21 protein-coding genes are annotated in these 19652 nt (G+C 73.5%); 7 read left to right on the top strand and 14 right to left on the bottom strand.

Annotated elements, in window-relative coordinates; all coding sequences use genetic code 11:
- Positions 1 to 38: 38 nt before the first annotated feature.
- Entirely contained in the window at positions 39 to 1874 is a 1836-nt protein-coding gene (gene phsA, locus ACZ5ID_RS09075; RefSeq protein WP_468894915.1) for an O-aminophenol oxidase PhsA, read from the bottom strand.
- A 66-nt stretch (positions 1875 to 1940) separates the two neighbouring features.
- Complete coding sequence (locus ACZ5ID_RS09070) at positions 1941 to 2357, bottom strand: YchJ family protein (RefSeq protein ID WP_468894913.1); 417 nt, start codon at positions 2355 to 2357, stop codon at positions 1941 to 1943.
- Between the two features lie 181 nt (positions 2358 to 2538).
- Between ACZ5ID_RS09070 and ACZ5ID_RS09065 the strand changes: the two genes are divergently transcribed.
- Positions 2539 to 4323, top strand: coding sequence for a hydroxysqualene dehydroxylase (locus tag ACZ5ID_RS09065; protein ID WP_468894911.1), 1785 nt, complete (start codon positions 2539 to 2541; stop codon positions 4321 to 4323).
- Positions 4324 to 4381: 58 nt separating this feature from the next.
- Here the strand turns inward: ACZ5ID_RS09065 and ACZ5ID_RS09060 are convergent, their stop codons facing one another.
- Positions 4382 to 4618: a DUF397 domain-containing protein gene (locus tag ACZ5ID_RS09060; RefSeq protein WP_067166531.1), complete on the bottom strand. Its 237-nt coding sequence runs from the start codon at positions 4616 to 4618 to the stop codon at positions 4382 to 4384.
- A complete protein-coding gene (locus ACZ5ID_RS09055) occupies positions 4619 to 5479 on the bottom strand; it encodes a helix-turn-helix domain-containing protein (protein WP_468894909.1) in 861 nt (286 codons plus the stop codon).
- 184 nt (positions 5480 to 5663) lie between these two features.
- Here ACZ5ID_RS09055 and ACZ5ID_RS09050 point away from each other — a divergent pair, with 184 nt between their 5' ends.
- Positions 5664 to 6131, top strand: a complete 468-nt coding sequence (locus ACZ5ID_RS09050; protein WP_468894907.1) for an ATP-binding protein — start codon at positions 5664 to 5666, stop codon at positions 6129 to 6131.
- On the top strand, positions 6128 to 6556 hold the full coding sequence (locus ACZ5ID_RS09045) for a hypothetical protein (RefSeq protein ID WP_468894905.1): 429 nt from the start codon (positions 6128 to 6130) through the stop codon (positions 6554 to 6556). Before ACZ5ID_RS09050 ends, ACZ5ID_RS09045 begins: the two co-directional genes overlap by 4 nt.
- An 81-nt stretch (positions 6557 to 6637) precedes the next feature.
- On the opposite strand, the gene ACZ5ID_RS09040 is transcribed toward ACZ5ID_RS09045, so the two are convergent.
- The 4 genes from ACZ5ID_RS09040 to ACZ5ID_RS09025 all read right to left on the bottom strand — a co-directional run bounded on the left by ACZ5ID_RS09040 (position 6638) and on the right by ACZ5ID_RS09025 (position 10740).
- Entirely contained in the window at positions 6638 to 7552 is a 915-nt protein-coding gene (locus ACZ5ID_RS09040; protein ID WP_468894903.1) for a LysR family transcriptional regulator, read from the bottom strand.
- A complete protein-coding gene (locus ACZ5ID_RS09035) occupies positions 7549 to 8730 on the bottom strand; it encodes a glycine C-acetyltransferase (protein ID WP_468894901.1) in 1182 nt (393 codons plus the stop codon). The genes ACZ5ID_RS09040 and ACZ5ID_RS09035 overlap by 4 nt, the downstream gene beginning before the upstream one ends.
- Positions 8731 to 8769: 39 nt before the next feature.
- Positions 8770 to 9798: an L-threonine 3-dehydrogenase gene (tdh, locus tag ACZ5ID_RS09030; protein WP_468894899.1), complete on the bottom strand. Its 1029-nt coding sequence runs from the start codon at positions 9796 to 9798 to the stop codon at positions 8770 to 8772.
- A 225-nt stretch (positions 9799 to 10023) separates the two neighbouring features.
- Positions 10024 to 10740: an MmyB family transcriptional regulator gene (locus ACZ5ID_RS09025; RefSeq protein WP_468894897.1), complete on the bottom strand. Its 717-nt coding sequence runs from the start codon at positions 10738 to 10740 to the stop codon at positions 10024 to 10026.
- Positions 10741 to 11044: 304 nt separating this feature from the next.
- Here ACZ5ID_RS09025 and ACZ5ID_RS09020 point away from each other — a divergent pair, with 304 nt between their 5' ends.
- The 3 genes from ACZ5ID_RS09020 to ACZ5ID_RS09010 all read left to right on the top strand — a co-directional run bounded on the left by ACZ5ID_RS09020 (position 11045) and on the right by ACZ5ID_RS09010 (position 13857).
- Positions 11045 to 11722, top strand: coding sequence for a helix-turn-helix domain-containing protein (locus tag ACZ5ID_RS09020; RefSeq protein WP_468894895.1), 678 nt, complete (start codon positions 11045 to 11047; stop codon positions 11720 to 11722).
- Between the two features lie 99 nt (positions 11723 to 11821).
- Positions 11822 to 13096, top strand: a complete 1275-nt coding sequence (locus tag ACZ5ID_RS09015) for a VWA domain-containing protein (protein WP_468894893.1) — start codon at positions 11822 to 11824, stop codon at positions 13094 to 13096.
- Positions 13096 to 13857 (top strand): hypothetical protein, encoded by a 762-nt coding sequence (locus tag ACZ5ID_RS09010; protein ID WP_468894891.1) that lies wholly within the window; start codon positions 13096 to 13098, stop codon positions 13855 to 13857. Before ACZ5ID_RS09015 ends, ACZ5ID_RS09010 begins: the two co-directional genes overlap by 1 nt.
- A 7-nt stretch (positions 13858 to 13864) precedes the next feature.
- Here ACZ5ID_RS09010 and pcaDC read toward each other — a convergent pair whose 3' ends face one another.
- From pcaDC to ACZ5ID_RS08985, 5 genes are read right to left on the bottom strand one after another with little or no spacing between them, the layout of a single operon-like run.
- On the bottom strand, positions 13865 to 15010 hold the full coding sequence (gene pcaDC, locus ACZ5ID_RS09005) for a bifunctional 3-oxoadipate enol-lactonase/4-carboxymuconolactone decarboxylase PcaDC (protein ID WP_468894889.1): 1146 nt from the start codon (positions 15008 to 15010) through the stop codon (positions 13865 to 13867).
- Positions 14997 to 15518, bottom strand: coding sequence for a protocatechuate 3,4-dioxygenase subunit alpha (gene pcaG / locus ACZ5ID_RS09000; RefSeq protein ID WP_468894887.1), 522 nt, complete (start codon positions 15516 to 15518; stop codon positions 14997 to 14999). The genes pcaDC and pcaG overlap by 14 nt, the downstream gene beginning before the upstream one ends.
- Positions 15515 to 16288, bottom strand: coding sequence for a protocatechuate 3,4-dioxygenase subunit beta (pcaH, locus tag ACZ5ID_RS08995; protein ID WP_468894885.1), 774 nt, complete (start codon positions 16286 to 16288; stop codon positions 15515 to 15517). Before pcaH ends, pcaG begins: the two co-directional genes overlap by 4 nt.
- Before the next feature lie 11 nt (positions 16289 to 16299).
- Positions 16300 to 16596, bottom strand: a complete 297-nt coding sequence (locus ACZ5ID_RS08990; RefSeq protein WP_468894883.1) for a hypothetical protein — start codon at positions 16594 to 16596, stop codon at positions 16300 to 16302.
- Positions 16593 to 17396 (bottom strand): CoA transferase subunit A, encoded by an 804-nt coding sequence (locus ACZ5ID_RS08985; RefSeq protein WP_468894881.1) that lies wholly within the window; start codon positions 17394 to 17396, stop codon positions 16593 to 16595. Before ACZ5ID_RS08985 ends, ACZ5ID_RS08990 begins: the two co-directional genes overlap by 4 nt.
- 190 nt (positions 17397 to 17586) lie before the next feature.
- Between ACZ5ID_RS08985 and ACZ5ID_RS08980 the strand changes: the two genes are divergently transcribed.
- Positions 17587 to 18057 (top strand): MarR family winged helix-turn-helix transcriptional regulator, encoded by a 471-nt coding sequence (locus ACZ5ID_RS08980; protein WP_468894879.1) that lies wholly within the window; start codon positions 17587 to 17589, stop codon positions 18055 to 18057.
- Positions 18058 to 18071: 14 nt separating this feature from the next.
- Here ACZ5ID_RS08980 and ACZ5ID_RS08975 read toward each other — a convergent pair whose 3' ends face one another.
- Entirely contained in the window at positions 18072 to 19499 is a 1428-nt protein-coding gene (locus ACZ5ID_RS08975) for an FAD-dependent oxidoreductase (protein ID WP_468894877.1), read from the bottom strand.
- Positions 19500 to 19652: the final 153 nt, after the last annotated feature.

The raw sequence follows: 19652 nt of genomic DNA, 5'->3' as shown, positions 1-19652 counted from the left end.
CCCCGGTCCCGTCCCCGAGAACGAGGAGCTCCCGTGCCTCAGCCCGTATGCGCCCCGTGGCCGTCGTGGCCGCCGTGTCCGCCCGCGTGGTCGAACTTGAGCGCCTCGGCGGGCGCCACCACGAACGGCCGCATCATGCCCATGTCCTCGTGCTCCAGCAGATGGCAGTGGTACATGAACCGCCCGTACGCCCCGTCGAAGCGGCCGAGCACCCGCACCAGCTGCCCCGCGGGGACCCGGAAGACGTCCTTGTAACCGCGCTCGTTGGGAGCCGTCGGGATCACCCGGTTCGGGTCGAGGGCCACCGGTGTCCGGGTGCCGCCGAGCTTGGGGTCGAACCCGTCCACGGTGTACGCGTCGCGGCCCATCAGCTGGAAGTCGGCCAGGTGGATGTGCATCGGGTGGACGGGCCCGCCGAGGTTGAGGAAGCTCCACTGCTCGAAGGCGCCCTCGGCGACGGTGAACCCGAGGCCGTCGTTGAAGGTGCGGGAGATCCGCCGGTACGTCTTGACCGTGCCGTCGGCGCCCCGCAGCTGGATCACGCCGTCGGCCGCCTCGGCGGGGGCGTCGGCGACCTCCGCCATCTCCCAGATCTCCGGGTGTCCGCCGCCCCCCACGGTGCCGGGCGGGGTGAGCACGACCAGACGGTGGCCGTGGTGCAGCTGCCCGTGCTCGTACCGCCGGAAGGAGCCGGAGAGCACCCGCGGCAGCGCGAAGTCGTCGCGCTCGTGGCACTCGCGGACCCGGAACTCCATGACGTGGGGGTAGCGGACGTTGTTCACCGGGTCGGGCACCCCGGCGGGCTTGCCCGCGCCCTTGTTGACCAGGCGCAGCCGCCGGCCCGCCAGCTCCCGGAAGTCGACGAGGAGGTCCATGCGCTCGGCGGGCGCCACGGTCAGCGCGGGCAGCGCCGCGTCGAAGCCGACCGGAACCGGGGCGGGCAGCAGTCCGCCGTCGCTGCCGATCTGGTGGAGCACCCCGGGCACCGGGTTGTCGTCCTCGTCGAGGAGCACCAGGTCGTAGATGCGGGCGTTGGAGGCGTTGACGAGCCGGAAGCGGTACCAGGCGGCGTCGGTGTCGAGGTGGGGCCAGATGACGCCGTTGACCGTGGTGAAGGGGCCGGTGAAGGGGGCCGAGACCGGCCGTCCCGTCTCGGCGTTCTTCGGGTCGACGACGATCGTCTTGTGCAGCAGCCGCCCGTCGAGGCGTCCGTCCTCGTCGGTGTCGAGGTTGCGGTCGATGAGGATCAGCGGGATCTCCCGCTTGCCGTGCGGCAGCCGCAGCGCGTCCTCCTCGTCGTCGCGCACCAGATACGTGCCGACGAGCCCGGCGTAGACGTTGAACCGGGTGATGTTCATGGCGTGGTCGTGGTACCACCACTGCACGGCCTGGTGGTCGTTGGGGTACTCGGCGAGCTGGGCGTCGCCCTCGCCCACCGCGTTGTCGGCCCAACCGTCGTTGCCGCCGCCGGTCTGGGCTCCGTGCAGATGGGTGACGGTCCAGGCGGGCAGCGCCGCCACGTCCGCGCTGGGCTCGGTGCCCCCGCGGCCGGGCTCGGTGGTGGCGGGCGGGGTGCCCTGCGGGCGCAGCGGCACCTCGACGGCGGTGACCGGGTACTCGCTGCCGCGCGGTACCCGGTTGGTCCAGGCGATCCGGACGCGCTCCCCGCGCCGCACCTCGATGGTGGGGCCGGGCACGGTGCCGTCGTATCCCCACATCAGGGTGGGCGGCAGCTGGCTGTGCAGGCGCACCCAGGCGGGGCGCACGGCGATCTCGGTCTCCCGGCGCACCTCGCCCCCGGCGGGGCGCAGCACCTTCGGTACCGGTAAGTGATCGGTGTACGGGACGAGTTCGTCCCCGGCGATGTCGGACATGTTCTCCCCCTGATCCCGGCCATCGCGGCCGTTCGAGGAAGAAGACGCCGAAAGCCGCGATCCGGTTCAGCTCGTGAAGACCGCGTCCAGATACACCCAGGCACCCTCGTACCGGACGAATCGGCTCCGCTCGTGCAGTGAGCCCTCGCCGCCGCCCTCGGTGTAATGGGCCCGGAAGGTGACCTCGCCGGTGGTGTGGAAGGCGGTGCCGTCCTCGGTGTCCAGGATCTCCAGCCGGGTCCAGCGCATCCCCGGGTCGAAGTCCACGGTGGCGGGCCGGTGGTCGGGGTGCCAGGTGCGCAGCAGATACCCCTCGTCGTGGACCGCGAAGGCGCTGAAGCGGGAGCGCATCAGGGCCTCGGCGGTGGGGGCCGCCTGCCCGGCGTGGTAGCGCCCGCAGCACTCGGCGTACGGCGCGGGGAGCCCGCACGGGCACGCCTGGGGCGTCTTGGGGCGGGCGGGGCGGGAGGTGCGACGGGCCATGCCCCTATCTGACCACACCCGCGCTCCCGGCCTCCGCACGGCCGGACACGGCACGACGGACTCCGGCCGCACCCGCCGCGCACCCGGGGAACGCGGGGCTCGATTGTCTCTTCCGGCCTGACCGCCGCATCCGTATGCTCCTGCGCCGACGTGACCGTTACCGCCGGTAATAGGGGGCACCATGGAGCGTTCGGGCAGTACGAGGCGCACGTTCGTCGCGGGGACGGCGGTGGCGGGCGCGGCGACCGCCCTGGGGCTCGACGCGGCGGCGCCCGCCACGGCCGAGGCCCGTCCGGGGGCCACCTCGGCGGCCGGGCAGTCGGTGGTGGTGCTCGGCGGCGGCGTGGCCGGCCTGACCGCCGTCCACGAGCTGGCCGAACGCGGCTTCGCCGTCACGCTCTACGAGCGCCGGGCGCTCGGCGGCAAGGCGCGCAGCATGGACGTGCCGGACAGCGCCCGGGGCGGGCGCGGGCCGCTCCCGGCCGAGCACGGCTTCCGGTTCATCCCCGGGATCTACCACAACCTGCCGGACACGATGCGGCGCATCCCCTTCGCCGGAAACCCGCACGGCGTCCGGGACAACCTGGTGGCGCCGAAGGAGATGATGTTCGCCCGGACCGGCTACGAGGACCTGCGGCTGCCGCTGCCCTGGTCCGGCACCCCGCGGCAGCTCACCCCCGACGCGCTGCGGCGCGCCCTCACCGGGGTGCTCGGCACCTTCCAGCGGCTGCCCGCGCGCGAGGCCGCGTACTTCGCGGACCGCCTCCTCACCTTCCTGACCAGCTGCGACGAGCGCCGCAACGCCCAGTGGGAGGCCACGCCCTGGTGGACCTTCACCCGGGCGGGGCAGATGAGTTACGAGTACCAGCGCATCCTCGCCGTCGGCGTCACCCGCAACATCGTCGCCACCAAGGCCGAGGAGGCCAGCACCCGCACCGTGGGTTCGCTCCTGGAGGCGTTCGTCTTCAACGCGCTCGGCCGGGGCGCGGACGGCCCCCTCGACCGCATCCTCAACGCGCCCACGAACGAGGCCTGGATCGACCCCTGGGTCGCGCATCTGCGCACTCTGGGGGTGGAGTTCCGGGTGGGCTGGACCCTGCGGGAGTTCGCGTACGACGGCTCGCGGGTGAGGGGGGCGGTGGTCGAGGACCCGGCCGGGGCGCGCCGCACGGTGAGCGCCGACCACTACGTCTGCGCGCTCCCCGTCGAGCACGCCCGGCGCACCTGGAGCGCCGCGATGCGCGCGGCCGACCCGCAGCTGGCCCGCTGCGACAAGCTCCGCACGGACTGGATGACGGGCATCCAGTTCTATCTGACCGAGCGCCCCGACGGGGTGCACGGCCACTTCGACTGCATCGACTCCCCCTGGTCGCTCACCGCCATCGCCCAGGCCGAGCACTGGCCGCACCACGACTTCCGCGCCGACTTCGGCGACGGGACGGTGGCCGACTGCCTCTCGGTGGACATCTCCGAGTGGGACAGGCCCGGGATGCTGTACGGGAAGACGGCCAAGCAGTGCACCCGCGAGGAGGTCGCGCGCGAGGTGTGGGCGCAGCTGAAGGCCTCGGTCAACGACACCGGCCGGACCGTGCTCAGCGACGGCAGACTGCACTCGTGGTTCCTGGACCCGGGCGTCTCCGGCATCGGCACCCCCGAGCCGAGGAACGAGGACGAGCTGCTGATCCACCCGGTCGGCACGTTCCACAACCGCCCCTCGGCGGCCACCGCGATCCCCAACTTCCATCTGGCGGGCGACTACGTGGCCGTCCCCATCGACCTGGCGACGATGGAGGGCGCCAACACCTCGGGCCGCCTCGCCGCCAACGCGCTGCTGGACCGGGCCGGCTCCAGCGCCCCGCGCTGCCCGGTGATCCCGCTCTACAGCGCCCCGGAGCTGGAGCCGCTCAAGCGCGACGACCGGTTCCGGCACCGGCTGGGGCTGCCCAACGTCTTCGACGTGGGCTGACACGGATCGGCCGCCGCCCCGGCCCCGAGGGGAGCGCGGGCGGCGGCCGTCCGGTGGATCACGTCAGCAGGAAGTCGGCCTGGCCCGACTTGGCGCCGAGGATGAACGCGGCGATCTCGTTGCTGGTGTAGATCAGAGCGGGGCCCTCCGGGTCGGCCGACTGGCGCACCGCGACCCGGCCGTCGGCCAGCTTCATGGCCTCGACGCAGTTGCCGCCGTTGCCACCGCTCCACGGCTTGTGCCAGCCCTCGGTCCCCAGCTCGCGGGCAGGCATGCCGTTGTATATGTGATCCATTCACAGCTCCTCGCGGAGATCCGCCAGGATCTCCTTCGTGCGTCGTGCAGTCGCGGCCTGGGCCGCCATGCGATCCATGACTTCGAGATGGGTCGCCACCTCGGGGCGCGCGTCGAGGTAGACCGCGCCCGTCAGGTACTCGCTGTAGACCATGTCCGGCAGTTCCGGCACGGCGAATCGGAAGAGGACGAACGGGCCGTAGGTGCCCGGGTGGTGGCCGGTTGCGAACTCCGCGAGCTGGATCGTCACATGGGGCAGTTCGGCGGCTTCGAGCAGCCGGTCGAGCTGGCCGCGCATCACATGACGGCCGCCCACCGGCCGTCGCAGCACGGTCTCGTCCATGATCACCCAGAGCCTCGGCGCGTCGGCCCGGGTGAGCAGCGACTGGCGCTCCATGCGCAGCGCCACATGCCGTTCGATGTCGGCCGGCTTCGTCTGGCCGAGCGCGCCACTGATCATCACCGAACGCGCGTACTCCTCGGTCTGGAGCAGACCGGGAACGAAGTGCGGCTCGTACGTCCGGATGAGCGAGGCGGCGCCCTCCAGGCTCACGTACATGCTGAACCAGTCCGGCAGGATGTCGTGGAAGCGCTGCCACCACCCCGGCTTGTTGGCCTCCTCCGCGAGTTCGATGAAACGGTCCGTCTCCTCGTCCCCGATGCCGTACGCCTTGAGCAGCAGCTGTACGTACGGGATCTTCAGGGCGACCTCGGCCGTCTCCATGCGGCGGATCGTGGCGGGGGCGACCCGGAGCACCTTGGCCGCCTCCTCGCGCCGCAGGCCCACGCGCTCGCGCAGATCCTGCAGGCGTCTGCCCAGCACGACCTGCCCCACGGTCGGGGCGGACCGGGGTTCACTCACGTCAGACCTCCCCTAACCCTGTTGCCGAGCAGTGTGCCATGCCACCTCAGCCCAGAACACAGCACTCTGCATTTTTCAGAGTGCCTCTTGCCAAGTGTCACGGATGGGTGGAAGGTAGGTCGGTGAACGCCAGCACATGCGGCTGTCGCGAGCGACGCCGCCACCCCACTGTGAGGACCCGGTCGTGGCCCCTGGTAATGCGCTCGTCCCGCAGCTCATAGGCGCGGCCTCCACCCTGTCCGTTCCCGACGTCCGCCGGTACGCCTTCGATCTGACGGCCCGGCCCGAATCCGCCGCCGCGGCCCGCCGCCACACGGCCGAGATCACGCTCCGGTGGGGTCTCGGCGAGGAGGTCGGCGACGCGGCGGCCCTGGTGGTCTCCGAGCTCGTCACCAACGCCGTCGTCCACACCGCGGGCACCCTCGTGTCCTGCGAACTCTCCTTCGCCACCGGTCACTTGACGGTCGCCGTCCGGGACCAGGGGTACGGCGCGGGCGGGCCCACGCTGTGCGACGCGGAGGACGGCGCGGAGCGCGGCCGGGGGCTGCTGCTCGTCGACGCGCTCAGCGTCGCCTGGGGCTGCCACGAGGTGCCGCACGGCACCGGCCGGATCGTCTGGGCCCGGCTCGGGGCGGCCCGTACATGCCGATGAGCACACGCACACTTCTGTCCAGAGGCGGCCGGGATGAGGCTGGGGGGCCTCGGGGGCCCGGCTCGCGAGGGGGCGCCGGAGCGACCGGCGGCAGCACACTGGTGCTGCCGCCGTCGCTCCCGGCGTCCGCGGGCTGCGACGCGGTCGCGGTGCCCGCCTCCTACGGCTTCCGGGTCCTGGCGCGGCTGCCCCGCTCGGGGTGCGTCTTCGCGGACGCGGACTGCTGGTGGTGGATCGTCCCATCGGGCTCGGACCACGAGCTGACCTGGCCGCACCCGGCCCGCTACGCCCCGGACGCGAAGGTTCCGCCGAACCCGGGACGACGATTGATCCACCGGCCCGAGGGCAGCAGCCCTTATACGCCCCCCATCCCGCTCTACCTGGTGGTATGCCAGCTGACTGGAACGGCACCGGCATGGACCTAGCCTCTTCGACCGCCCTTCGCGCCGACCCCGGGTGGGACGTCGTGCCCCGCCCCCGCGGACCCGAGCTCCCCGCCGCCGGGCTCAGCCCGTCGTCAGACCTTCCGCCGCCCGCGCCAGGGCGTCCAGGACCGGGCTGATCAACGGGTGGTGCTCGGCGCCGCTGCGTACGGCCGCGAAGACGCGGCGGGTGGCGGCGGGGCCCGCCACGGGCCGCACCACGGTGTCCTTCCGCTCCATGCCGCGCAGCGCCGAGCGCGGCACCAGCGCCACGCCCGCCCCCGCGTCGGCCAGCGCCACCACGGCCCGGAAGTCGTCCGAGGAGTGGATCAGGCGCGGCTCGAAACCGGCCAGCTCACAGGCGAGGAAGACCACGTCGTGGCAGGGGTTGCCGGGGTACGGGCCGATCCAGTCGTCCTCGGACAGGGCCGACAGACGTACCTCCGGGGCCTGCGCCAGCGGGTGCCCGGCGGGCAGCACCGCGTCGAAGGGCTCCGCGTAGAGCGCGACCCGGACCAGCCGCCGGTCGTCCTCACGGGGCGCGCCCCGGTACTCGACCGCCAGCGCCAGGTCCGCCTCGCCGTCCAGGACCATCGGCAGCGACGCGTCGCCCTCGGCGTCGCGCACCCGGACCCGGATGGCGGGGTGCGTCCCGCGCAGCCGGGCCAGCGCCGGGGCCAGCACCTCCGCGATGCCCGTGGCGAACGCCGCCACGGTCACGTCACCGGCCGCGCCGCCCGCGTACGCCGCCAGCTCCGCCTCCGCCCGCTCCAGCTGCGCGAGGACCGCGTTGGCGTGTTCCAGCAGGATCTCGCCGGCCGCGGTGAGCCGTACGCCCTTGCCGCTGCGGGTCAGCAGGGTGTGGCCGGTCTCCTGCTCCAGTGCGGCGAGCTGCTGGGAGACGGCCGAGGGGGTCAGATAGAGCGCTGCGGCTGCGGCGGTCACCGTACGGTGGTCCGCCGCGGCGCGCAGGATGCGGAGCCGGCGCGGGTCGATCACCCCGCCATTGTCGCCCGCGCGTCGACGAACGCCGCCACCGCCCGCTCCACGTCCGCCGTGGAGTGCGCGGCCGAGAGCTGGACCCGGATCCGGGCCTGGCCCATCGGGACCACCGGGTAGGAGAAGCCGATCACGTAGACGCCGCGCTCCAGGAGCAGCTCGGCCATCCGGGCGGCCTCGGCCGCGTCGCCGATCATGACGGGCGCGATGGCGTGGTCGCCGGGCAGGATCTCGAAGCCCGCCTCCGTCATCGCGGTCCGGAAGAGCGCGGTGTTGGCGGCGAGCCGGTCGCGCAGGTCGCCCGCCGACTCCAGCAGGTCGAGGACCTTGAGCGAGGCGGCGGCGATCACCGGGGCCAGCGAGTTCGAGAAGAGGTACGGACGCGAGCGCTGGCGCAGCAGGGCGACGATCTCGGCGCGGGCCGCGACATAGCCGCCGGAGGCGCCGCCGAGGGCCTTGCCGAGGGTGCCGGTGATGATGTCGACCCGGTCCATCACGCCGTGCAGCTCGGGCGTGCCCCGGCCGCCGGGGCCGACGAAGCCCACCGCGTGGCTGTCGTCGACCATGACCATCGCGTCGTAGCGGTCGGCGAGGTCGCAGATCTCCTGGAGCGGGGCGACATAGCCGTCCATGGAGAAGACACCGTCGGTGACGACGAGGCGGCGGCGCGCGCCCGACGCCTCCTTGAGCCGCGCCTCCAGCTCGGCCATGTCACGGTTGGCGTACCGGTACCGGGCGGCCTTGGACAGCCGGATGCCGTCGATGATCGAGGCGTGGTTGAGGGCGTCGGAGATCACCGCGTCCTCGGGGCCGAGGAGGGTCTCGAAGACACCGCCGTTGGCGTCGAAGCAGGACGAGTAGAGGATCGTGTCCTCCTGGCCGAGGAACGCCGACAGACGCGCCTCCAGCTCCTTGTGGACGTCCTGGGTGCCGCAGATGAAGCGGACCGAGGCCATGCCGTAGCCCCAGCGGTCGAGCGCCTCCTTGGCGGCGGCGACCACCTCGGGGTGGTCGGCGAGACCCAGGTAGTTGTTGGCGCAGAAGTTCAGGACCTCACCGGTGGGGACGGCGACCGAGGCGTTCTGCGGGGTGGAGATCACCCGCTCGGGCTTGAAGAGACCGGCTTCGCGGATCTCGTCGAGGGTGTTCTGGAGGTCGTCGCGGACGGACGCGTACATGCTTCGGGCTCCTAGATGCCGAGTGGCTGACGAGGGGACTCAGGCGGTCCAGTCGAGGATGATCTTGCCGCTGCGGGCGGTGGCGGCCTCGTCGAAGGCCGCGTCGAAGTCCTGGTACGCGTAGCTGCCGGTGATCACCGGCGAGAGGTCGAGGCCGCCTTCGAGCAGCACCGTCATCGCGTACCACGTCTCGAACATCTCGCGGCCGTAGATGCCCTTGACCGTGATCATCGAGGTGACGATCTTCGACCAGTCGACGGCGAACTCCTGCGCGGGCAGTCCGAGCATCGCGATCCGGCCGCCGTGCGTCATGTTGTCGATCATGTCGCGCATGGCCTCGGCGCGGCCGGACATCTCCAGGCCGATGTCGAAGCCCTCGCGCAGTCCGAGCCGGCGCTGCGCGTCCGCGATGGAGGACTCCGCCACGTTCACCGCGAGCGTGGCGCCCGCCTTGCGGGCCAGCTCCAGGCGCTCGGGGCTGACATCGGTGATCACCACGTTGCGGGCGCCCGCGTGCCTGGCGACGGCCGCGGCCATGATGCCGATCGGGCCCGCGCCGGTGATCAGGACGTCCTCGCCGACCAGCGGGAAGGAGAGCGCGGTGTGCACGGCGTTGCCGAACGGGTCGAAGATCGCGGCGACGTCGAGGTCGACCGGGGTGCGGTGCACCCACACGTTGGCGGCGGGCAGCGCCACGTACTCCGCGAAGGCGCCGTCACGGCCCACGCCCAGGCCGATGGTGGAGCGGCACAGGTGGCGGCGGCCCGCCAGGCAGTTGCGGCACTTGCCGCAGACCAGGTGGCCCTCGCCGCTGACCAGGTCGCCCACGGCGATGTCCCGGACGTCCGCGCCGACCGAGGCGACCTCGCCGACGAACTCGTGGCCGAGGACCAGGGGGGTGCTGACCGCGCCCTGCGCCCAGCCGTCCCAGGAGCGGATGTGCAGGTCGGTGCCGCAGATGCCGGTGCGCAGCACCTTGATCAGCACATCGCCGGGGCCGGTCTCCGGCTCCGGGACGTCCATGAGCCACAGTCCGGGTTCGGCGTGCTGCTTGACAAGGGCCTTCATGGGGGGCGGCTCCCGGGGCGTACAAAGAGGGCGAAAGGGCCATGGTTCCATGGCTGATCACCAATCTGCCGAGCAGGAGCCGCCCACGTCCATCGAGGATTTCTTAAGCGGACCAACAGCCGAGCTTCACGCGCCCCTGGCGCACCCCCTGCCACCGGGGTCACCCGGCTTCACCGGCGTCGCGCGGGCGGTCGTCGCCGCGCGTGTCGGCCCGGCGGCGGGCCGTCAGCTTCCGGCGGGTGCCGCGTCCGCGCGGACGACGCTCAGATGGCCCCGGCGCCGGGTGGTCACCACGTTCCCGGGCACGGTTCCGGGCTCGTGCGCGCGGGGGGCCGCGGGCTCGCGGCGCAGGACCAGGGTGACCCGGCGCAGCCCGAGCTCGCCCAGGGTGCCGGAGGACTCGTCGAGGACCCGGCACTCCACGGCGTCCCAGCCGGGGTCGGGGTGGCGCACCGCCCGCAGGGCGCCGTCGTGGTCCACGGCCGCCGCCCCGACCATCCGCATCCAGTGCGGCAGGCCCTGCTGGTAGGCCGCGCTCATCAGCGGGTCGTCGGCGATCTCGCGGCGCACGGCGCGCAGCCCGGGGTCGTGCGGGTCCTCCTCCAGCGCGCTGGAGAGCTGCGCGAGCATGGGCAGGCACCAGCCCGTCTCGTGCTGGGCGAGCACGGAGCCCGCGTGCGGGTGGAAGAGGACGAAGCGCAGGAAGTTGTCGCGCGGCATCGCGGTGGGGTGGGGGCCGACCGCCCTGAAGAGCGTGTCGTACGCGGAGTTGGCGTGCACGACGTTCCAGCCCCGGTCGACGAGGAACGACGGCAGATCCGTCGCGTCCATCATCGCGATGTGGTCGTCGACGTAGGCGCGCGCCTCGGCGTCCCACTGGCCGGTGGCGGTGGCGGCGGTGTCCCGTACCTCCTTCGGCACGGGGCCTGTTGACCTGTTCACCAACGGTTCTTTCGCCATCGAGAACGCGACTCCTCTTGCAGGCACGCGGTGCGCCTGCCGTCCTCTGCTTCCTCCCGGCCCAGTGGCCTCATGGCACAGAGGTCGATCTTCGCACCGTGCTGCGATCCTGCTCCCGTCCGCAAGAGGATGTCAACCATCGTGGCATTCCGGCCCGAGAACGCCTCAAATACGCCACAGCTGTGGCAAGTTCTGGTTCTCCCCGGCGTGACCAAGTAGCCTCCCGACATATTCACTGTGTGTCCGAGCTGTGTGGAGCAACTCGTGTGATCTAGGAGAATGACTGGTGACGGACGGCTTCTCGGATCCGGGACCGGCGGCCACGGGCCCGCTGGGGGACATCGCCGCCCGCGTCGGCGACCTGGCCCGCAAGCTCGGAATGAGCCAGGCGGAGGTCTTCGACGTCCACCAGCTCTCCGACGCCTCGGGGGTCCCGGCCGAGGTCGTCCAGGCGCTGCTCGACGGCCGCGCGGCCGGGGAGCCGGACGTCCAGGCCAGGTTCCTCCAGCGGTTCGCGGCGCTGCGCCGCTCGCGGCTGAAACCCAACGGCCGCCCCTACACCCAGCAGGAGATCGCCGCCGGCGCCGGGATGTCCCGGCAGCAGGCGGGCGCGCTCATCAATGGCGACCGGCGCCCCACCATGGAGCACTGCGACGCCATCCAGCGCTTCTTCAAGGTCCACGCCGGCTATCTCACCGCCGACGACAGCGAGGCACTCGCCGACGCCCTGCTCCGCACCGAACAGGAGCTGCTGCACGCCTTCGCCGCCCGCGAGCACGACCGGGAGCGCGAACTCGACGCACTCGCCCCCGCCGGGCAGGACCCGCTGGAGCGCCTGCTCCAGGACCACGGGGTGCGCGGGATCGCCTGGCGCGCCGCCCAACTCCCCACGGACAAGCACCGGGACAAGGTCACCGAGTGGCTGGACATGCTCCTGGAGAGCGTCAAGCGCGTCGATCCCTGACGGACCGCCCGCCGTCCGCCGCGGCGGACCGGGCACCCAGGCGCCGGATTTCGCCCCGCTGGATTTGGGCGGGCATACGATCTTCCATAGGATCCGGCGATGATCACCAGAAAACGGCTGGCGGCCGGGGTGGGCGCGCTGCTCGCCACCCTCGCCACCGGTATCCTCCCGGCCGACGCGGTCGCGGCCGACGGGCCGACCGCGCAGAAGGCCGCACCCAAGGTCGAGTTGGTGCTGGACGTCAGCGGGTCCATGCGGGCCCGTGACATCGACGGCCAGTCCCGGATCTCCGTCGCCAAGCAGGCCTTCAACGACGTACTGGACTCGGTCCCGCCGGAGGTCGAGCTCGGCATACGCACACTCGGCGCCAACTACCCCGGCAACGACCGCAAGGTCGGCTGCAAGGACACCCGCCAGCTGTACCCGGTCGGCCCGCTCGACCGCACCGAGGCGAAGACCGCCGTGGCCACCCTCGCCCCCACCGGCTGGACGCCGATCGGCCCGGCGCTCCAGGGCGCGGCCCAGGACCTCAAGGGCGGTGAGGCGACCCGCCGGATCGTGCTCATCACGGACGGCGAGGACACCTGCGCCCCGCTCGACCCGTGCGAGGTGGCGCGCGACATCGCCGCCCAGGGCATCCACCTGGTCATCGACACCCTCGGCCTCAACCCGGACGCCAAGACCCGCGACCAGCTGACCTGCATCGCGCAGGCCACCGGCGGTACGTACACCTCGGTCAAGCACAAGGACGAGCTCAAGGACCGCGTCAAGCAGTCGGTGGACCGCGCGGCCGATCCCGTGGTGGTCCCGGTGGCCACCAGCGGCGCCGCGAGCTGCGCGAGCGCGCCGCAGCTCAAGCCCGGCCTGTACACCGACCGCGAGACGTTCGGCGAGCACCGCTGGTACAAGGTCGACGTCAAGCCCGGCCAGGAGCTGCGCGCCGCCGTCAGCGTCGGCGCCGACCGTGCCGTCAACAACGACTACGGCGTCCTGCTGCGGGCCGTCACCCGGCACGGCCGGGAGATCGTCCGCGGCTCCGAGGCGGGCGACGGCCGCACCGACCTGATCTCGACGGGTCTGCGCTATCCCAGGCCCGAGGCCAAGGACGACGACGACAAGAACACCGTCGAGACCGTCTGCCTCCAGGTCAGCAACTCCTTCTCGGCGCCCCCGTCGGTGAAGACCACGCCGGGCATGCCCGTCGAACTGGCCGTGGACCTCGTCGACGGCCCCGACGGGCCGTCCGACGTCGCCGCCTTCGGCCTCGGCCGCGGCTGGTGGCTGCTGGGCGCCCTGGTGCTCACCGGCTTCGTCGCCGGTCTGCTGTGGGGCTGGATCTCGCGCTGGCGCGTCGCCGTCTGGAGGACCAACTGATGCGTACCCCGAGGATGCTGACGGCCGCGCTGCTCACCGGCGCCGCCCTGCTCGCCCCCGCGGCCCCGGCGGTGGCCGGCACACCGTCGCCGGCCCCGGGCAAGTCCACCGGCGCGCCCACCGAGGCGGGCACCACCTTCCGTACCGCGACACCGGTCAAGCAGGGTCAGCAGGCCACCGCGACCGCCTCCACCGGTGACTACCTGTACTGGGTCTTCCCCGCCGACGCGGGGCAGCGCCCCACCGTCGACGCCACGGTGACGCTGCCGTCGTCCGGCCGCCAGGCCGCGACGACGTGGCGGATCGACGTGTACGACGGGCTGCGCCGCCGCCAGCCGTGCATGTACGGGGCGCAGTCCCGAACCGCGGCGCCCGACGCCACCGCAGTGACGCTCTCCTGCACCCTGCGGCCGGTGGTGGCCTGGGCGGACGCGTGGGCCGACGCCCCGCTGCCGGGCAGCTACTACGTACGGCTGACCGCCGTCGGGCTGCCCGCCTCCGAGCGGGGTCTGCCCGTCAGGGCGGAGATGAAGCCCCGCACGGTGAAGGCGGGCGGCTCGCACGCCGTGGACGGCAGCCTGTCCACGCCGCTGGGCGCGGGCGGCCCGAAGACCGAGCCGGAGGACGGCTGGTCGTCCGGCTGGTGGACCGACCGCTGGATCTGGACGGCGCTCGGCGGGGTCCTCGCGGCCCTCGCCGGTGTCGGCGGGTACGCGCTGACCCGCGGCCGGGGCCGTCCCCCGCACGTCCCCCGGGGCTGACGGCCCCTCACTCCGCCTGCGCCGCGGGCTCGGCCAGCACCCGCTGGGCCACGGCGAAGGCGGAGTTGGCGGCGGGCACCCCGCAGTAGACCGCGCTCTGGAGCAGGGCCGCGCCGATCTCGTCGGGGGTGAGGCCGCCGCGCCGCGCGGCCCGCACATGCAGGGCGAGCTCGTCCCAGTGCCCGCGGGCCACCAGCGCGGTCAGCGTGATCAGGCTGCGCTCGCGCCGGGTCAGCGTCGGGTCGCCCCAGACCTCGCCCCAGGCGTACCGGGTGACGAGGTCCTGGAAGCGCGTGGTGAAGGCGTCGGTGCGGGCCTCGGCCCGGTCGACATGGGCGTCCCCGAGGACCTCGCGGCGGATCGCGGCGCCGCCGGGCGCGGGCGGCGCGAAGTGGCCGCGCAGCGCGGCCAGTACGGCCTCGGGGCGCTCCACCGGAGCCAGGTGCGAGGCGCCCGCGATCTCGACGAGCGAGGCGCCCGGCACCGCGTCGGCGAGTTCCCGCGCGTGCGCGGGCGGGGTGACCGGGTCGGCCCGCCCGGCGACGACGAGCGTCGGCGCCGCGATCTTCTTCAGCTCGGTCCGCAGATCGAACCCGGCCAGGGCGTCGCAGGCCGCCGCGTAGCCGCGCGGGTCGGTGGCGCGCAGATCGGCCAGGGGCCCGGGTACCTCGAAGCCGGAGGTGAACCACCGCCCGGCGGCGCCCGCCGCGACCGGCTCCATCCCCTCCCGGCGGACGACGGCGGCACGCTCGTGCCAGGGTTCGCGGCCACCGAAGTCCGCCGAGGCGCACACCACCGCGAGCCGGTCCACCCGGTCCGGGTGGTGCGCGGCGATCCACATCCCGACGGCCCCGCCGAACGAGACCCCCGCGTACGAGAAGCCGCGGACGCCCAGCGCGTCGGCGAGGCGCAGCACCAGCCGGGCGAAGTCCCCGACGCCGGCGCCGGCGCCGACCGGGGTGGCGGGCGAGCCGCCGTGGCCGGGCAGGTCCCAGCGGACCACCCGGTGCGTGGCGGCGAGTCCGGGGGCGACGCCGTCCCACACGGCGGTGGACGTGCCGAGGGCGGGCCCCAGCAGGAGCACCGGCCCGGCCGCCGGGCCTTCGCAGCGGTGGTGGAGGAGACCGGCGGCCCCCCGGTCAGCGGAGTTCAAGGAACACCGTCTCCTTCGCGCCCTGGAGGTGGATGTCGAAGCGGTGGCCGCCCGCCCCGGGGTCGGGCACCGCCACCAGGGTGCGGCGCAGCTCCGGCTCCAGGGAGTCGAGCAGCGGGTCCGGCGCCCCGGTCAGATACACCCGGGTGAACAGGTGGTGGAGCAGGCCCCGGGCGAAGACCGCGACACAGAGGTAGGGGACCCCGCCGGGCGCCAGGGTGCGCAGGGTCCAGTGGCCCGCCGCGTCCGTGGGGACCCGGCCGAAGCCGGTGAAGTCGACGCCGTTGCGGCCGAGCGAGCCGGGCCTCCCGGCACGGGAGCCGTCGGGGCCGGGCTGCCAGAACTCCAGGAGGGCGTCGGGGACCGGCGCGTCCTCGCCGTCGTAGACGTGGCCGTGGAGCGTGAGGGTGTCCGGGTGGCCGGGCGGGGCGATCGCGGCGCCGCCCGGGAAGGGCAGGGCGTGGCCGTAGAAGGGGCCGATGGTCTGGGAGGGGGTGGGGGGCCTCACCGTTCCTCCTCGCGGGTGGTGGCCGAGGGTCCGTCGAGCACGATGTCCCAGCGGTAGCCCAGCGACTCGTCGGGGACGGAGAGTTCCGGGTCGTACGCCGCCACCAGACGGCCCCGCGCGGCCTCGTCGGGGACCGCGAGCAGGATCGGGTCGAGGTCGAGGAGCGGGTCTCCGGGGAAGTACATCTGGGTGATCAGCCGCTGGGTGAAGGCGGTCCCGAAGAGCGAGAAGTGGATGTGCGCGGGCCGCCAGGCGTTCTCATGGTTCTGCCAGGGGTAGGCGCCCGGTTTGACGGTGGTGAAGGCGTACCGCCCGTCCGCGTCGGTGAGGCAGCGGCCGACGCCGGTGAAGTGGGGGTCCAGGGGCGCGCGGTGCCGGTCGAGCTGATGGGCGTACCGCCCGGCCGCGTTGGCCTGCCAGATCTCGGTGAGCTGGCCCGCCACGGGCCGTCCCCGCCGGTCCACGACCCGGCCGCTGACCGTGATGCGCTCGCCCAGCGGCTCGCCCCGGTGGTGCACGGTCAGGTCGTGGTCGAGCGGGCCCACGTCGGTGGCGCCGAAGACCGGACCGTACAGCTCGACGGCGTCCGGGTCGCGCACCGGCAGCGGCGGGCGGCGGGGGTGGCGCAGCCGGCTGCCCACGTACGGCGGGAAGTCGCGCGGGGGGTGGCCGGCGTCCCGCACGGCGGCCCGGACCTCGGCGGCCCCGGTGGCGACGACATGCTGATCGAGACCGTCGGGCGCCGTGCCGTGGTGCTGACGAGATGTCATCCGTACCTCTTTCAGGCCGTTTTGAGCGCGTGCGGCTCCTTCAGCTCCGTCCGGCTGGGCGGTGGTGTCACCCCCACCCGCTCGGCGGCCCGCAGCCGCCCGCCCGTCGCCGCCCGCACCTGCCCGACGGTGACGCCGGGGCGCACCCCGAGACCGCGGTCACCGGCGTGTCCGCATCGCGCGGCGGCGGCCGGGGACGGCAGTCCGCTGCCCGCGAAGCACGTCGGCGCGCCCGCCAGGGCCCGTGCCGCGCCGACCGCCATCGGCACGTCGCCCCCGGGGGCGCCCCGGCCCGGCCCGTCGCTCATCCGGTCACACACTCCCTGAGCCACTGCTGGAACATTTCGCGGTCGCGCGAGACACGCTCCCACTCGCGGTAGTAGTCGTTGTCCCGCTCCGAGTACCCCGCCGCGTACGAGGGATGGGCGCCGCCCGGTACCCAGGCGACAGCGTCGACGACCCAGCCGGGCAGCACCACGCCTCCCGGGCGCGGGTCCAGCTCCTCGACCAGCTCCTCGACGGTGACGAGCACCCGGTCGGCCGCGAGGACCGCCTCCTTCTGCACCCCGGCGAGCCCCCAGAGCTGGACGTTGCCCTCCCGGTCGGCCTGCTGGGCGTGGATGACGGTGACGTCCGGGTTGACCGCGGCGACCGCCGCAAGCTCCTGCCCGGTGAAGGGGCAGTCGATGGTTGACAGCGTTGTCGTACGGCGTCCGAGATCGCTGCCCCGGTAGCCGTTGAGGAGCGCGAACGGCAGCCGGGAGGCGCCCGCCGCATAGCGGTTGGCCATCCCCGCGTGGCTGTGCTCGTCCAGCTCCAAGGGCCGCGGCCAGCCGTTCTCGACCGCGTCCCGGAAGCGGTGCAGCGAGCCCACCCCCGGGTCGCCGCCCCAGGAGAACACCAGCTTCCTGGCCAGCCCCGCCCCGATGAGCTGGTCGTAGATCACGTCCGGGGTCATCCGCACCAGCGTGAGATCGGTGATGCCCTGCCGGATGACCTCGTGGGCCGCCGCGAACGGAATGAGGTGCGTGAAGCCCTCCATGGCGACCGTGTCACCGTCGTGGATCAGGTCGGCCACCGCCTCGCGCAGCCCTCGGATCTCGGCCATTGCTTCCCCCCTGCCCTTCGCTTCCCCGTAGCGGTAGGGTCAGTGATTGGTCAGTGCACTGAGTACCTACCGCTCCCGAAGCTAACGGGACGACTCGGACGGGTCAACACCCGGCGGGCGCTGAACACTTGACCGTACGCGGTTGACCGAAAGCGCTCGCTACGAGCGGCAGCACGAGAGGAACACGGCCGTGTCCGCAGTCGACTTGAGCAGCCACCCCGGGCATCTGGCCCGGCGGCTCCAGCAGGTTCACCACCTGCTGTGGAACACGATGGTCTCCGAGCAGACCACCTCCCCCCAGTTCGCCGTCCTCAACACCCTGGTCGCCGCACCGGGGCTGGACCAGCGGACCGTCGGCGAGCGCGTGGGCCTGGACCGGTCGACCATCGCCGAAGTCGTCAGCAGGCTCACCCGGCGCGGTCTGCTGCGCAAGACGCGCGACCCGCGCGACGGCCGGCGCTCGCGGCTCGCCGTCACCGAGGAGGGCCGCGCGGTGCACCGCGAACTCACCGTCCGCACGGGCCGGATGAACGAGGTCTTCCTCGCCCCGCTGGACCCCGCCGAGCAGGGCGTCTTCCTCGATCTGCTGCGCCGGGTCGCGGACGCGGCGGAGGGCCTGGGCCGTACGGCCGAGGAGGTGCGGGAGGCGGAGGCGAGCTGACCGGCCGCGACCGGTCAGCGGTTGCCGAGGGGGTCCTGGTCCTCGCGCCGGCGCGGCGGCTTCTGCGGGGCCGGCCGTACGGGGCCGAACAGCACCGCCTTCGCGATGGCGGGCGCGAACAGCGCGGACACCGGCGCGCTCAGATACAGCACATCGCGGAAGACCCGGCCGACCGCGGGGTCGCCGGGCGCTCGGGCCTCCACGCGCCCCAGATACCACCCGGAGACCCGGTCGGCGAGGGTGCCGCGCGCCGCGCTGCCCGTCGCGGTCGGCATGTTCTTGTCCGACCCGGCCGAGATGTCCCAGGCCTGCCGCGAGGCGTCCAGCATCGCCTTCTGTACGCGCCGGGTCGTCGGCGTACGACGGGGGTCGGCCAGCGCGTCCCGCAGGGCGACGGCGCAGAGGGCGGCGACCGTCATGCCCTGCCCGTAGATCGGGTTGAAGACGCACTGGGCGTCACCCGTGACCAGGAAACCGGCGGGGCGCCGGCCCGGACGGTCGTAGCGGCGGCGGACGTTCGCGGTGGTGCGGTAGGCGAGCGCGGGCGACTCGGCCTTGGCCGCGTCCAGCCACTCGCGGGTGATCGGGTGCGGCAGCCGCTCGGAGAAGTCGGTGAACCCCCGGTCGTCCAGCGGGGGTTCGGCGCCGCGCAGCCCCGAGAGGGTGACCATCCACCGGCCGCCCTCGGCGGGCAGCACCACCGCGCCGTACGTCTGGCCGGGGTTCGGCACGATGAAGTGGGGCTCCGCGCCGCTGTCCTCGCCCGTGCGGTAGACCCGGGTGGCGTAGGCGAGACCGGTCTCCAGGGTCTCCTCGACCGCCGGTTCGGCGCCGATGGCGGTCAGCCAGTCGCCGGCCCGGCTGCCCCGCCCCGAGGCGTCGACGACGAGGTCCGCGGCGAGCGGCTGCGGCTCCCGGCCCACGGCGACGGCCGCCGCGCCCCGCTCGCGCAGCAGCACCCCGCGCACCCGCGAGGCGTCACCGACCAGGCCCACGGTCTCGGTGCCCTCGACGAGCTCGATCCGGGGGTTGGCCAGCACCCGGCGGCGCACCAGCCACTCCAGCAGGGGCCGGGTCGGGCAGATGAAGAACGCGGTCTCCTCGGTACGGCGGAACCAGCGGCCTCCCTGCCACTGCGCGATGTCGCTGGGCGCTCCGACGCGGGGTGCGCCGAGCTCCATCAGCTCCTCGCAGAAGCCCGGCAGCAGCGCGTCGTACGCTGCCTGGCCGCCCGCGATCAGCACATGGGTGTGGCGGCTCTGCGGCACCCCGCCGCGCGGCTCCGGCCCTTCGGGCAGCCGGTCGCGCTCGACGATCGTGACCCGCTCGGCGTGCTCCGCGAGCACATGGGCCGCGAGCAGCCCCGCCAGGCTCCCCCCGACGACGACGGCGTGCCGTCCCCCGCTCCGGGGCGCGCCCGTCCCGTTCACCGTCTCCAGCAACGTACTTCCCCTGTCCGCCGTGGTCCGTGGCCGACCAGTATGGCGTGCCATCCCTTCCCAGAACCGGCGAAGTCACACGATGTGGCCCGATCCGACCCCTCGTTCGGCGAAGGCGGCTCCGTGCGAGCGGACCGGGCCGCCCCCCGCGGGGAC

It is taken from the genome of Streptomyces sp. NPDC031670, from assembly GCF_055580545.1.
Note: the sequence above shows the minus strand (reverse complement) of the source record. Positions and strands in the feature narration are given on the sequence as shown.

What these genes read in the sequence shown, in the direction of transcription:
- phsA (WP_468894915.1), bottom strand. Translation starts at nt 1,874, where the DNA reads ATGTCCGACATCGCCGGGGACGAACTCGTCCCGTACACCGATCACTTA.
- ACZ5ID_RS09070 (WP_468894913.1), bottom strand. Translation starts at nt 2,357, where the DNA reads ATGGCCCGTCGCACCTCCCGCCCCGCCCGCCCCAAGACGCCCCAGGCG.
- ACZ5ID_RS09065 (WP_468894911.1), top strand. Translation starts at nt 2,539, where the DNA reads ATGGAGCGTTCGGGCAGTACGAGGCGCACGTTCGTCGCGGGGACGGCG.
- ACZ5ID_RS09060 (WP_067166531.1), bottom strand. Translation starts at nt 4,618, where the DNA reads ATGGATCACATATACAACGGCATGCCTGCCCGCGAGCTGGGGACCGAG.
- ACZ5ID_RS09045 (WP_468894905.1), top strand. Translation starts at nt 6,128, where the DNA reads ATGAGCACACGCACACTTCTGTCCAGAGGCGGCCGGGATGAGGCTGGG.
- ACZ5ID_RS09035 (WP_468894901.1), bottom strand. Translation starts at nt 8,730, where the DNA reads ATGTACGCGTCCGTCCGCGACGACCTCCAGAACACCCTCGACGAGATC.
- tdh (WP_468894899.1), bottom strand. Translation starts at nt 9,798, where the DNA reads ATGAAGGCCCTTGTCAAGCAGCACGCCGAACCCGGACTGTGGCTCATG.
- ACZ5ID_RS09015 (WP_468894893.1), top strand. Translation starts at nt 11,822, where the DNA reads ATGATCACCAGAAAACGGCTGGCGGCCGGGGTGGGCGCGCTGCTCGCC.
- ACZ5ID_RS09010 (WP_468894891.1), top strand. Translation starts at nt 13,096, where the DNA reads ATGCGTACCCCGAGGATGCTGACGGCCGCGCTGCTCACCGGCGCCGCC.
- pcaH (WP_468894885.1), bottom strand. Translation starts at nt 16,288, where the DNA reads ATGACATCTCGTCAGCACCACGGCACGGCGCCCGACGGTCTCGATCAG.
- ACZ5ID_RS08990 (WP_468894883.1), bottom strand. Translation starts at nt 16,596, where the DNA reads ATGAGCGACGGGCCGGGCCGGGGCGCCCCCGGGGGCGACGTGCCGATG.
- ACZ5ID_RS08985 (WP_468894881.1), bottom strand. Translation starts at nt 17,396, where the DNA reads ATGGCCGAGATCCGAGGGCTGCGCGAGGCGGTGGCCGACCTGATCCAC.